This is a genomic window from Micromonospora sp. A202 (assembly GCF_006715105.1).
GTDB lineage: Bacteria > Actinomycetota > Actinomycetes > Mycobacteriales > Micromonosporaceae > Micromonospora > Micromonospora zamorensis.
In genome coordinates this window covers 3,119,350-3,131,471 of record NZ_VFMP01000001.1, presented here as the reverse complement: position 1 = coordinate 3,131,471, position 12,122 = coordinate 3,119,350, and the positions used below count along the sequence as shown (strand labels likewise).

Sequence of the window (12,122 nt, the reverse complement as noted above, 5' to 3'; positions counted from 1 at the left end):
CGATGAGTGACGAGCAGACCGACACGGGGACGGGGTGGCCGCAGCCTGCGGGTCCGGCGCGGCCGGGTGGGCCGGCGGGTGAGCCGGATCCTCGTCCGGACGCGCCGGATCCGGACGAGTTGAGCCCGTTGGCGCCGCAGGGGCCGGCGGAGCGCGAGCCGGTCGATGAGCCGGCGGTGCAGGGTGAGCCGGCGGTGGAGCCGGTCGACGACGGTGCGACGGTGGACCTGAGCGCGGTGCCGCGGTCGGGGGAGCCGGATGCGGGTTCCGACGGGTTGGGTGAGCCGGTTGGTGAGTCGGCGGCGGCGCCGGCGGCGGGTCGGTCCCGGTGGAGTACGGCCGGGGTGATGATCGCCGCGTTGTTGGCGTTGCTGGGTTTCACGTTGGTGGTGCAGCTGAAGACGACGTCGACGGATCCGACGTTGGGTGCGACGCGCCAGGAGGACCTGGTCCGGATCCTGTCGGATCTGGATGCGCGGGAGAACCGTCTTCAGCAGGACATCCGGGCTCTGGAGGACAGTCAGCGGCAGTTGCAGTCGGGTGAGCAGGGGCGTCAGGCGGCGTTGGACGAGGCGACGCGGCGGGCGGACGAGTTGGGCATCCTGGCGGGCACGTTGCCGGCGGTCGGGCCGGGGTTGACGGTGCGGTTCGACGCCGGTGCCAAGCCGATCACGGCGAATCGGGTGCTGGACGCGGTGCAGGAGCTGCGGGGCGCGGGCGCGGAGGCGATGCAGATTTCCGGCGGTGACGGGGCGTCGGTGCGGATCATCGCGTCGACGTACTTCCTTGACGGGGACAACGGGTCGTTGGTGGTGGAGGGGCGTCGGTTGACGGCGCCGTTCACGATCACGGTGATCGGTGATCCGGCGACGATGCGCACGGCGTTGAACATTCCTGGTGGGGTGGTGGCGTCGGTCCGTGGTGTCGGCGGTAACGTGACGTTTGGGGAGCGTGAGGTTGCCGAGGTTTCGGCGCTGCACGTGCCGATCAAGTTGGAACACGCCCGTCCGGTCTCCTGACCGGCGCGGCCGCGCCGGATCCGGGTGGTCCGGGGCACCGATGGATGAAGGACGCGTCTGGTGATTCCCGAGGATCTGCGATACACCGCCGAGCATGAGTGGGTGGCGGGTGACGGCACGGGTTCGATCCGGGTCGGCATCACGCACTTCGCGCAGGACGCGCTGGGTGACATCGTGTACGTGCAGTTGCCCGAGGCGGGTGCGGTGGTCGCGGCCGGTGACTCGTTGGGTGAGATCGAGTCGACCAAGAGCGTGTCGGAGATCTACGCCCCGGTCGCTGGTACGGTCGCTTCCCGCAATGAGGCGTTGGGTGACACGCCGGAGCTGATCAACACTGATCCGTACGGTGAGGGTTGGTTGGTGGAGATCACGCCGAATGATCCGACCGCGACGGACGGGTTGCTCACGGCCGGCGCGTATCAGAAGATCACCGAAGGCTGAGTGTGCTTGATCCGGCGCGTGGGTTGTCTGCGCGCGTCCGGTTGCCCTGCATTTCGGCGCTGGCTAGGCTCGCCCAGTCGACCGAGAACCCAATAGTTGAGCGTTGCGGAATTGCCTTCCCGGGCACGGGGAGCCAGCCGCCGGGTGTTCAAGTGCCCGGCGGCCAGACCCGCCATTACCCGACGCCGACCGAACAGATCCGTGAGGTGGTCCCATGACGCGGCCAGACGACGAGTTCCCCCCGCTCGACGTCACTTCGACGCTCAATCTCGGTTCGCTCGACGAAGTGCTGGAAGGGCCGGACACCGATGTGGTGCCGAGCCGGATGTCCGGTTCGTTGCCGCCGGGTATGGCGCTGCTGGTGGTTCGTCGAGGCCCGAATGCGGGTGCCCGGTTCTTGTTGGACCACGATGTGACGACCAGTGGCCGGCATCCGGACAGTGACATCTTCCTCGATGACGTGACGGTGTCGCGTCGGCACGCGGAGTTCCACCGTGACGGTGGCACGTTCACGGTGCGGGACGTGGGTAGTTTGAACGGCACCTATGTGAATCGTGAGCGCGTCGAGGCGGCCACGTTGAGTAATGGTGATGAGGTTCAGATCGGTAAGTTCCGGGTCGTGTTCATCGCCGGTCCGCGCCCGGAGGAGGAGGCCGGCCGGGGGTGAACGAGCCTGCAGCCTCCACGTCACCCGGTGCGGCCCGGTCTCAGCCGCTGATGAGCATCGGTGAGGTGCTCGGGCAGTTGCGGGTGGATTTCCCGGACACCACGATTTCGAAGCTGCGGTTTCTTGAGGCTGAGGGTCTGGTCGAGCCGCAGCGGACGGCTGCGGGTTACCGGAAGTACAGCTGGGACGATGTGGCGCGGTTGCGGTTCGTGTTGACCGCGCAGCGGGACAAGTACCTGCCATTGCGGGTGATCCGTGAGCAGTTGGCGCAGTGGGATTCGTCCGGTGAGCAGCCGGGGCGGTCGCGGCCGGCGTTGGTGGCGGTTGGTCCCGATGGTGCTGTGCCGGGCCGTGAGTTGGCGGAGCCGGCCGAGTCGTCGCAGGTGCGGCTCGGCCGGGCGGATCTCGTGGCGCGCAGTGGGATCGACGAGTCGACGTTGGTGGAGTTGGAGCGGCTCGGTGTGCTGGTGTCGGACCCGCCGGGGTGGTATGACGCGGACGCGTTGATCATCGCGTCGGCGGTGGCGGGGTTGGCGTCGTACGGGTTGGAGCCGCGGCATCTGCGGGGTTACCGAACTGCGGCTGACCGTGAGGTTGGTTTGTTCGCGCAGTTGGTGGCGCCGTTGGCGCGGCAGAGTGATCCGGCGGCGCGGGCGCGTGCGGCGGAGATGGCGCGGGAGTTGGTGGCGTTGTCGGAGCAGTTGCACGCGGCGTTGGTGCGGGTGGGTTTGCGGTCGACGTTGGGTCGGTGATGTGCCCGGTGGGTGGCGGCTGAGCGGAAAGATCTCTTCCGGGAAGCGTGCCGTAGGCTTGCTGGGGTAACCCCTTTCTGGCGCGGGCGTGGTGCTGTAGCGCATGGGACGGCCGTGTCGCGGTCCGTGTACCGTGCAGGGAAGGGCGCGGTGCGGCGTAGGTGACAACGACACGGAGGCGGCGGTGCGCGAGCTGAGCGTGGTCGGAGTTCGGGTGGAGCTGCCCAGCAACCAGCCGATCGTCCTGCTCAGGGAGGTCGAGGGTGACCGCTATCTGCCGATCTGGATCGGCGCGGTCGAGGCGACGGCTATCGCTTACGAGCAGCAGGGGGTCAAGCCGGCCCGGCCGTTGACCCACGATCTTCTGCGGGATGTGTTGGCGGCGTTGAAGGCGCCCTTGCAGGCGGTGGAGATCACCGAGCTCAAGGAGAACGTGTTCTACGCGGATCTGTTGATCGGTGATGGGGTGCGGGTGTCGGCGCGGCCGAGCGATTCGATCGCGTTGGCGTTGCGTGTCGGTGCGCCGATTCGTTGTTCGGAGCAGGTCCTCAGCGAGGCGGGGATCGTTATCCCTGACGAGCAGGAGGACGAGGTGGAGAAGTTCCGCGAGTTCCTGGAGCAGGTGCGTCCGGAGGATTTCGCGGGCTGAGGTGGGCCTGGGCTCTGCGCCTCGAGGTGTCACTGTGGGTGATGCTGCGGGCGGGTTGGTGATCTTTCTCGGTGGCTGCGCGGCGTGTCGCGTCGGTTCCTCCCTGGTAACCCCTGGCGGTGGCGTTAGGGTTGCCATGTCGAGGGGTGCGCGTCCCGGAAACGACGCGTCGCCACACTGACGGGGAGGTTGTCCGGATGCACGAGCCGCGGGATTCTGATCCGGGTGGACAGTTCGATGAGCCTGGTGCCTCGTCGCCTCATGGGGTGGCTGAGGGTGAGGGTTCGGTTGGCTACCGGGGTGTGACGGCCTGCCACGCGGTGGGCATCAGTTACCGGCAGTTGGATTACTGGGCGCGGACGACGCTGGTGGTGCCGAGCGTGCGGGACGCCTCGGGTTCGGGGACGCAGCGGTTGTATTCGTTCCGGGACCTGGTGGTGTTGAAGGTCGTGAAGCGGTTGTTGGACGCGGGGGTGTCCCTGCAGAACATCCGTAAGGCGATCGAGGCGTTGCGGTCGCGTGGTGTGGAGGATCTGGCCGGGATCACGCTGATCTCCGATGGGACGACGGTGTATGAGTGCCGGTCCCCGGAGGAGGTGGTCGACCTGTTGCAGGGTGGCCAGGGTGTCTTCGGGATCGCGATCGGTGGGGCTTTCAAGGAGATCCAGGGGTCGTTGTCGCATCTGCCGGCGGAGCCGGCGACGAGCGGCCCGGTGGAGCCGGCGGCGGCGTCCGAGTCGGATCCGGTCGGTGACGAGTTGGCGGCGCGGCGGGCGCGGCGGCGGGCTGGCTGAGCGCCGGGGGCGTTGGCGGGTTCCGGGTTTTTTTCGGTTCGTTTTGTCGCGACCGTCGGTGACGGTGAGCGGGTTCGCCAGGCTTCGTTGTCTACAGTGGACACTGTGGGTGTCGTTGCGGTGGCTCCTTGTCGAGATACTCATCGGTAGTGGTGACGCAGCGTGTCTTCGTGTTGTCGGGAACCCGATAAGGGGGCACTGACCGGAGGCGATTGACACGCTATGGTCCGACACGGTTCTGGCCCCTTCACCCCCCGGAGGAATGACCGTGACGGTTACCGAAGAGACCGCGCCCGCCTCGCACTACGACCGCATTGGCGGTGCCAGCGCGGTGAGGGCGGCCGTTGACCTGTTCTACGACAAGGTGCTCGTCGACCCGGAGTTGGCGGGTTACTTCTCCGATGTGGACATGGTGGGTCAGCGGCGGCATCTGACGTTGATGTTGACCACGGTGCTGGGTGGCCCTGACGAGTACGCCGGTCGTGGGTTGGCGGAGGCGCACCAGCCGTTGAACATCCCGGTGGAGCACTACGCGATGGTCGGTGGGCACCTGGTGGTGACGCTGACCGAGTTGGGTGTGCCGGCGGACATCCTGGCGGACGTGCAGACGGTGCTGGGGCAGGTGCAGGACCAGGTGGTGTCCCGCGGAAACCGGTCGGGCGTCTGAGCGTGGACGCGGCCCGACTCAAGCAGAGCTGGTCGGTGGTCGCCGGGCACGGTGATCAGGTGCCGCTCTACTTCTACTCGACGTTGTTCCTCGCTCATCCCGAGACGCGGCAGATGTTCCCCACGAACATGGCCGGGCAGCGGGATCGCCTGGTGACGGCGTTGGGTCACATCGTGTCGAACGTGGACCAGGTGGAGCACCTGGTGGGTTTCCTGCAGGACCTCGGTGCGGACCACCGCAAGTTCGCGGTCCGCGCGGAGCACTACCCGGCGGTTGGTGAGGCGCTGTTGGCGACGTTGCAGCATTTCCTCGCCGAGCAGTGGACCGACGAGTTGGCGTCGGACTGGGCGGCCGCGTACGGGTTGGTGGCCCAGGTGATGACGGAGGCCGCGCAGGCCGCCGAGGCGGTGAACCCGCCGTGGTGGGTGGCGGAGATCGTGGCCCACGAGCGGCGGGCGTTCGACGTGGCGGTGTTGACGGTGCGCCCGCAGTATCTGTTGCCGTTCACTCCGGGTCAGTCGATCGGGGTGTCGCATCCGGCTGTGCGGTCGTGGCGGTACTACTCGCCGGCGAACGCGCCGCGCGCGGACGGCACGTTGGAGTTGCATGTGCGGGCCGCGCCGGGCGGGGCGGTGTCGTCTCGGTTGGTGTACGGGTCGGCGGTGGGGGATCGGATCCACCTGGCGGCGCCGGTGGGGGATCGGCTGGGGTTGTGGTCGGCGGGTTCCAGTGACCTGTTGTTGGTGGCCGCGGGGACGGGCTGGGCGCCGGTGAAGGCGTTGGTGGAGCAGGTCGCGGCGGAGGGTTCCCGCCGGCGGGTGGATCTCTACGTGGGGGCCCGTTCCCGCAGTGAGCTCTATGACAGCGAGGCGATCGACAAGTTGGCGTCGTCGTACCCGTGGTTGACGGTGACCTACGTGGTGGGTGCCGACGTGCACCGGCCGGGGGAGTTCGTGCACGCGGTGGATCGGGCGTTGGCCGACGGTGACTGGCGTTCCCGGCACGTGTTCGTGTGCGGGTCCGACGAGATGGTTTCGCATGCGGTGCGGACGTTGGCCCAGGCGGGTTTTCACGCGGGTCAGGTGCACCACGAGGGTCTGGGCGCGCAGTGGTACGGCGCGGCCTGGCGCACGGCGGTGCAGGAGACGACCGCCGGTGACACTTCGGGAGGTGGGCTCAGGTGAGCACGAGAGGTGAGCTTGCGGGTCCCGCAGTCGCGATCGGAGGGGCGGACAGGTGAGCGCGACCCCGATCAGTCGGTATGACGGGATGCAGGTTTCCGGTGGTGTGCAGGTGCGGATGACCGCCGACCGGGTTCGGCGGTGGGAGTTCGGTGCCGCGTCGTTCGCCCGGCGTGGTTACGACAACGCCGACGTGGACCGGTTCCGGATGCAGGTGGCCGACGAGTTGGACCTGTTGGCGACGCAGATCGCGACGTTGCGGGCGGAGAACGAGCGGCTGACCGACCGGGTGGAGTTGCACCGGCACGGGGTGATCCCGAGTACGGGGGCGGCGGCGAAGGTCCCGGCGGCGCGGGAGGTGAATCTGCTGTCCGCGGCGCAGCGGGAGGCGGAGCAGATCATCGCGCAGGCGCATGACTACGCGCGGCGGGTCGCCGAGTACGCCCGGGTGCAGTACGAGAGTTACCTGCACGCCGCGGAGGCGGAGGCGAAGCAGGAGGCGGAACGGGCGGTGGCGGAGTACCGCAGCGCGGCGGGGCCGACCTTCGACGACACGGTGGCCACCCGGGAGGCGTTGCGGATCTTCGGCGAGATGATGGTGTCGCACATGCAGGCGGCGGCGCGGCATCTCGACGATGGCAGTGAGCAGTTGGCCCGCACGATGGACCGGATCGCCGCGGAGACGCCGGGTGCGCCCTTCGTGGGGGGCACGGCGGGGCAGTCGGCGTTGCCGCGGCACCAGCAGCGGTGACGGAGCCGGGGTGGGGTCCGCTTCTGCCGGACCTCACCCCGGCTCCGGTGTTGGTGGGAACGACGAACCGCCGAGTTCGAGGCGGGTCCCGCGAGGGCATGAAGATCGAGGGAGCTGCTGTGGCGCTGCCCGGGTCTTTGAGGGCCGGGGCGTAGCCGGGGCCGGTCGCCCACATCGCGCGTGCCGCTTGTCGGGATCGACATGGACAGCATGACGCTATCTGTCAGAATCGACATAGACAGTATGACGCTATCTGTTCAAATGCGAACAGGTGCAGTTTCGGCGACCGCTTTCAGGCCCTTGCCACCTGTCAAGTAACTTTACGCGAAGATCAGTTACCGCTCGTTCAGGCGGCCGAATTCGCGCGCGTATGCAACTGTGAGAGAAGACATGACTACCGATAGTGGTGGCAGGGATCGTTCGTCGGTGACTACCAATCGTCATGGCCAGCGTGGTGCGGAGTTGGGCGGGGTTGAGCCTCCGCAACGCCATCGTCGCCGGCCTCGACTCCGGAACAGATTTCTTGTGCTGACCTCTGTCGTTGTCGCGGGACTGGTCATCGCCGCCACGACGAATTACGCGGGGATCATGGACAAGCTGTCACCGGGCTCGTCCTGCGGGAAGGGCGCGGAGTCCCTGCGCGTCGTCGTGGCCCCCGAAATTGTGCCTGCGGTGGCAGCGGCGGTGGGAAAGATGGGTGATGTCTGCGGTGCGGTGGATGTCGTCGGGGAAGATCCGGCGATCACGGCACAGAAGGGTGCGCCGGAAGGGCTGCAGGTGTGGATCCCGTCGTCTCGCATCTGGCTGGACAGCGTCGACCCGGACCGGCGTGTCTACCCCATCCACGACGACTCCCTGGCACGGTCTCCTGTGGTTCTTGCTGCGCCCGCGGGTGTGGCTGGTTCGCCGTGGGCCCGATCCGGCTTTTCGTGGGCGACGTTGTTGAGCGGTGTCGTGGGAGGGTCGGTCAAGCTCAGCATGGGTGACCCCACCCGGGACACCGCCGGTCTGCTGTCTTTCGTGGCGGTGCAGGCCGCCGCCGCCGTGCCTGGAACCGAGCCCGGCGTAGCGAAGCTTCGGGCCCTCGCGCTGCGCAGCAGGCTGCTCGACGCGGACGCGTCGGCCGGTGAGTTGCTACGTGTCGCCGCCGAGCAGGGCGGCGACCGCAAGGCCCTTGCCGACCTTGGGATGTTCCTGGTGCTCGAGCAGCAGCTCTGGAAGCACAACGATGGCCGCGACAATCCAGTGCTGAACCTGTATGCCACCGACATCGCGGTCGAGGCTGACTACCCCGTGGCGATCGCAGGTCAGTCCACCGCCACTGCCGTGCAGCGCCGGCTGCTCACCCAGTTCATTGGCAGTCTGCGATCGGTGGACACCAGCAACGCCCTGGTGGCCGCAGGTTTTCGCCTCACCGGTTTCGGGGGGCCGTCGCCTCGGGTCGGCGTACCCAAGGGTCTGCCCTTGAAGATCGCCGAGCCGACGGCGGTCGCAGACGTGAGCTTGGGCCTGGAAGCGGCCGAATGGTCCCGCTACCTACCGGAGCGCTTTCAGGTGCTCGTGGTCGTCGACCGTTCAGGCTCCATGGCCGCTCCTGTGGTCGTCGGGCCGGGTCGAACCGAGACCAAGGCGACGCTGCTTCGGTCCTTCGGCGCTGTCGCCGCGCAGACGTTCACCAATGACACGGAACTCGGATTGTGGTTCTTCGGCACGCCAACTGCGAAAAGCCCGCCAACGGAGGTGGTTGTTCCCCTAGGGCCCATCACCGGCACCGTAAAGAGCGGAACGCGTCGCGAAGCCGTCGGCCGAAAGATTGCGGCATACACTCCTATTCCTGATGGCGGAACGCCGCTGTATCAGGCGGTGCTCGACGCCGTGGGGTATATGCAACCCAAGATCAGGCCAGATCGCCGGGCGATCGTCGTCGTCCTGACCGACGGTCGAGACGGAAACTCACCCCATGCCATGGACAAGGCGCAATTCCTCAAACAGCTCACCCAGAGCCAACCCCCGGTGCCGGTGTTCTCGATCGGCATCGGCGAAAGCGCGGACCTGGACACGTTGCGCGCGGTCGCCGAGACAACCGGCGGCCGGGCCGAGGCCGCGCAGAACCCCAAAGATCTTGCCGCTGCGATGGCGAACATCTTCCTGGCAGCGGCCGGAGCAGGCGACTAGTGGCCCGGGGCGGGCGGCGCTGTCCCCCTCAGGCGTGGGCGGCCTGGACGGCGTCGGCGATCGGGGTGGGCCCGTCGACGAGTTCCAGCGTCTTGCCGGCGGTGCGGGGTTCGTCGAGCAGAGCGACGAGGACGTGGGCGACGTCGGCGCGGCTGATCCCGCCACGGCCGGCGTGCCGGGTGAGGGTGACCCGCCCGGTGGGTGGGTCGTCGGTGAGCTGGCCTGGTCGCAGCACCGTCCAGGCCAGGTCGCGGCCGCGCAGGTCGTCCTCGGCGGCGCGTTTCGCCCTCAGGTACGCCGCCCACACGTCGTCGGTGCCGGCGGCCGGTGGGTCGTCCACGCCCATGGAGGAGACCAGCAGGTAGCGGTGGACACCGGCGCGGGTGGCGGCGTCGGCGAGCAGCGCGGCCGCCCCCCGGTCGACGCTGTCCTTGCGGGCGGCGCTGCTGCCGGGGCCGGCGCCGGCGGCGAAGATCACCGCGTCGGCGCTGTCGAGGTGCGCGGCGACCTCGGTGACGTCGGCGTGTTCCAGGTCGCAGACGACGGGGGTGGCGCCGGCGGCGCGCAGCGTCGCGGCCTGCTCGGGGTTGCGGATCAGACCCACCGGGGTGTCACCGCGCCCGGCGAGGTGACGTTGCAGCAGTAGGGCGATCTTGCCGTGACCTCCGGCGATGACGACTCGCATACGACCAAACTACCGGCGGTGCCGCCAGCACGCGCGGCACAAGGCGTTCCAACCCGATGCGCGCGGCCCGGGTCCGGGTCTTGACCTTGACCTTTGGTCAAGGCCCAGTCTGGTGCCTGTCGGTCGCCGTGACCGGCACGAGGAGGAAGCCGACGTGGGGCTGCTGACCATCGGGGCGTTCGCCCAGGCGGCGGGACTGACACCGAAGGCCCTGCGCCTGTACGACCAGGTGGGGGTGCTGCTGCCGGCGGCGGTCGATCCCGAGTCCGGGTACCGGCTCTACGACCCGGACCAGGTGCCGCTGGCCCGGCTGGTCGCCCAGCTACGTCGCATCGGCATGCCGCTGGCCATGATCCGCACCGTGTGTGGGTTGGCGCCCGCGGCGGCGGCTGAGGCGATCACCGCGTACTGGCGGCAGGTCACCGCCGACACCGCGGCGCGCGCCCGGCTCGCCACCGTCCTCGTGGATCATCTGTCCGGAGGGAGCACCACCGTGTCATCAGCGAATCCCACCCTTGCCGTCCGTTACGCCTCCGACTGTGAGACCGGCACCGTTCGCGACAGCAACGAGGACGCCGCGTACGCCAGCCAGCGGTTGCTCGCCGTCGCCGACGGCATGCGAGGGGCCGGTGGCGCGGACGCGAGCGCTGCCGCCATCGACGCCCTCAGGCCGCTGGAGCTCACGGACGCGCCGGCCGTGGAGCTGCTGACGATGCTCGCCGGTGCGGTCGCCGACGCCGACCGTGCGGTGCGCGGGTTGGCGACCGAGGATCATCAGCCGGTCACCACGCTGACCGCGTTGCTGCGCAGCGGCTCCCAACTGGCCCTCGTGCACGTCGGTGACACCCGGGCGTACCTGTTGCGCGACGGTGAGCTGTCGCTGTTGACGCAGGACCACACGTGGGTGCGGGCCCAGGTGGATCAGGGTCGCCTCGACCCCGTTGAGGCCGCCACGCATCCGCAGCGGGCGATGCTGGTGCGTGCCCTCGGCGCCGGTCCGCAGGTCGAGGCGGATCTCGCGCTCCGTACGGCGCTGCCCGGTGACCGGTACCTGCTGTGCTCCGACGGGTTGTCCGCCGTCGTCGACCGGGCCGATCTGTGCGCGGTGCTGGGCGCGGCCACCGATCCCGAGCAGACGGTGCGGGGGTTGATCGACCTGGCGCGGGCCGAGGGTGCGCCGGACAACATCGCCTGCGTCGTCGCCGACATCGTGGCGGTGTAGACGTCGCGGCGCTTCCCGCCGGGGTGAGGCTCGGCGTCGGCGGGTGCGCTGAGGCAGCATGGAGGCGTGACGGAGAGCTTCGACGCGTTGACCTCGCTGGTGGCCGGTGGTGGGGTGGTGGTGCTCAGCGGTGCGGGCCTGTCCACCGAGTCGGGCATCCCCGACTATCGGGGGCCCAGCGGGGTGGCCCGGCGGCACACCCCGATGACCTTCCAGGCGTTCACCCGTGACCCCCTCGCCCGGCGGCGCTACTGGGCGCGCAGCCACCTGGGATGGCGGTTGATCGCGGGCGCGGCGCCCAACGCCGGACACCGGGCGGTCGCCGGGCTGCAACAGGCCGGGCTGGTCGACTCGGTGATCACCCAGAACGTCGACGGTCTGCACGGCGCGGCCGGCAGCACGTCGGTGATCGAGTTGCATGGTCGCCTCGACGAGGTGACCTGCCTGGACTGCGGCAACCTGACCTCCCGGGAGGAACTGGACCGGCGCCTGCGCGAGGCCAACCCGGACTTCGTGGCCCGGGTCGCCGCGGTCAACCCGGACGGTGATGTGGATCTCCCCGACGAGCAGGTGGCGGCGTTCCGGCCGGTGGACTGCGGGATCTGCGGCACCGGCATGTTGAAGCCCGACGTGGTGTTCTTCGGCGAGACGGTGCCGCCGCAGCGGGTGGCGCGCTGCTTCGCGGCCGTGGAGCAGGCACGGTCGTTGCTGGTGCTGGGGTCGTCGTTGACGGTGATGTCGGGGCGACGTTTCGTGATTCGGGCGGCGAAACAGGGCATCCCGGTGGCCATCGTCAACCAGGGTCCGACGCGGGGCGACGCACACGCCAGCGTGTGCGTCGATGCCCCGTTGGGCGCGCTGCTGCCGGAGCTGGCCGCCCGGGTCGCCGGCAACGCGGCGACGGTCGGGGTCTGAACGGCAGGCACGGGGGCCGGGGGTAGGACATCTGCGGGAAACACCGGCGCTGGTAGCGTTGGGAGCGCCGGTAACACCCACGTGGGAGAGACCGCCCGACAGCACGCAGGGCGGCGCCGAAGGGGCAAATCCTCCCCGGAACCTCTCAGGCAAAAGGACCTCGTGGGCAGGCACTGTGGAGCGCCCCATGGGGTGCGACAGAGG

13 protein-coding genes and 1 riboswitch are annotated in these 12,122 nt (G+C 69.0%); of the genes, 12 read left to right on the top strand and 1 reads right to left on the bottom strand.

Annotation, left to right across the window (positions count from 1 at the left end; all coding sequences use genetic code 11):
- Positions 1 to 2: 2 nt before the first annotated feature.
- From FBZ33_RS14620 to FBZ33_RS14575, 10 genes are all read left to right on the top strand, one after another.
- Positions 3 to 1,019, top strand: a complete 1,017-nt coding sequence (locus FBZ33_RS14620) for a DUF881 domain-containing protein (RefSeq protein ID WP_141909459.1) — start codon at positions 3 to 5, stop codon at positions 1,017 to 1,019.
- A gap of 60 nt (positions 1,020 to 1,079) precedes the next feature.
- Complete coding sequence (gene gcvH, locus FBZ33_RS14615; RefSeq protein ID WP_088948243.1) at positions 1,080 to 1,460, top strand: glycine cleavage system protein GcvH; 381 nt, start codon at positions 1,080 to 1,082, stop codon at positions 1,458 to 1,460.
- Between the two features lie 214 nt (positions 1,461 to 1,674).
- On the top strand, positions 1,675 to 2,127 hold the full coding sequence (locus FBZ33_RS14610) for an FHA domain-containing protein (protein WP_007071101.1): 453 nt from the start codon (positions 1,675 to 1,677) through the stop codon (positions 2,125 to 2,127).
- A gap of 50 nt (positions 2,128 to 2,177) precedes the next feature.
- On the top strand, positions 2,178 to 2,879 hold the full coding sequence (locus FBZ33_RS14605) for a MerR family transcriptional regulator (RefSeq protein WP_172862197.1): 702 nt from the start codon (positions 2,178 to 2,180) through the stop codon (positions 2,877 to 2,879).
- A gap of 184 nt (positions 2,880 to 3,063) precedes the next feature.
- Positions 3,064 to 3,528 (top strand): bifunctional nuclease family protein, encoded by a 465-nt coding sequence (locus FBZ33_RS14600; protein ID WP_088951760.1) that lies wholly within the window; start codon positions 3,064 to 3,066, stop codon positions 3,526 to 3,528.
- A gap of 197 nt (positions 3,529 to 3,725) precedes the next feature.
- Entirely contained in the window at positions 3,726 to 4,322 is a 597-nt protein-coding gene (locus tag FBZ33_RS14595) for a MerR family transcriptional regulator (RefSeq protein WP_088948241.1), read from the top strand.
- Positions 4,323 to 4,590: 268 nt separating this feature from the next.
- Entirely contained in the window at positions 4,591 to 4,989 is a 399-nt protein-coding gene (locus FBZ33_RS14590) for a group 1 truncated hemoglobin (RefSeq protein WP_141909458.1), read from the top strand.
- Positions 4,990 to 4,991: 2 nt separating this feature from the next.
- Positions 4,992 to 6,173, top strand: coding sequence for a globin domain-containing protein (locus FBZ33_RS14585; protein WP_088948239.1), 1,182 nt, complete (start codon positions 4,992 to 4,994; stop codon positions 6,171 to 6,173).
- A gap of 52 nt (positions 6,174 to 6,225) precedes the next feature.
- A complete protein-coding gene (locus FBZ33_RS14580) occupies positions 6,226 to 6,921 on the top strand; it encodes a DivIVA domain-containing protein (RefSeq protein WP_141909457.1) in 696 nt (231 codons plus the stop codon).
- Positions 6,922 to 7,446: 525 nt separating this feature from the next.
- Positions 7,447 to 9,096 carry a substrate-binding domain-containing protein gene (locus FBZ33_RS14575; RefSeq protein WP_185755307.1) on the top strand — a complete coding sequence of 550 codons (1,650 nt, stop codon included), beginning with the start codon at positions 7,447 to 7,449 and terminating at the stop codon, positions 9,094 to 9,096.
- A 28-nt stretch (positions 9,097 to 9,124) separates the two neighbouring features.
- Here the strand turns inward: FBZ33_RS14575 and FBZ33_RS14570 are convergent, their stop codons facing one another.
- Positions 9,125 to 9,781, bottom strand: coding sequence for an SDR family oxidoreductase (locus FBZ33_RS14570; RefSeq protein WP_141909455.1), 657 nt, complete (start codon positions 9,779 to 9,781; stop codon positions 9,125 to 9,127).
- A gap of 154 nt (positions 9,782 to 9,935) precedes the next feature.
- Between FBZ33_RS14570 and FBZ33_RS14565 the strand changes: the two genes are divergently transcribed.
- Both FBZ33_RS14565 and FBZ33_RS14560 read left to right on the top strand, forming a co-directional pair.
- Complete coding sequence (locus tag FBZ33_RS14565; protein WP_141912683.1) at positions 9,936 to 11,003, top strand: MerR family transcriptional regulator; 1,068 nt, start codon at positions 9,936 to 9,938, stop codon at positions 11,001 to 11,003.
- A gap of 66 nt (positions 11,004 to 11,069) precedes the next feature.
- A complete protein-coding gene (locus tag FBZ33_RS14560) occupies positions 11,070 to 11,918 on the top strand; it encodes an NAD-dependent protein deacetylase (protein WP_141909454.1) in 849 nt (282 codons plus the stop codon).
- A gap of 72 nt (positions 11,919 to 11,990) precedes the next feature.
- Positions 11,991 to 12,089, top strand: a riboswitch (glycine riboswitch).
- Positions 12,090 to 12,122: the final 33 nt, after the last annotated feature.

Excerpts from the sequence above, each read along its gene's own strand:
- FBZ33_RS14570 (WP_141909455.1), bottom strand. The coding sequence starts at position 9,781 with ATGCGAGTCGTCATCGCCGGAGGTCACGGCAAGATCGCCCTACTGCTG.
- FBZ33_RS14595 (WP_088948241.1), top strand. The coding sequence starts at position 3,726 with ATGCACGAGCCGCGGGATTCTGATCCGGGTGGACAGTTCGATGAGCCT.
- FBZ33_RS14605 (WP_172862197.1), top strand. The coding sequence starts at position 2,178 with ATGAGCATCGGTGAGGTGCTCGGGCAGTTGCGGGTGGATTTCCCGGAC.
- FBZ33_RS14620 (WP_141909459.1), top strand. The coding sequence starts at position 3 with ATGAGTGACGAGCAGACCGACACGGGGACGGGGTGGCCGCAGCCTGCG.
- FBZ33_RS14610 (WP_007071101.1), top strand. The coding sequence starts at position 1,675 with ATGACGCGGCCAGACGACGAGTTCCCCCCGCTCGACGTCACTTCGACG.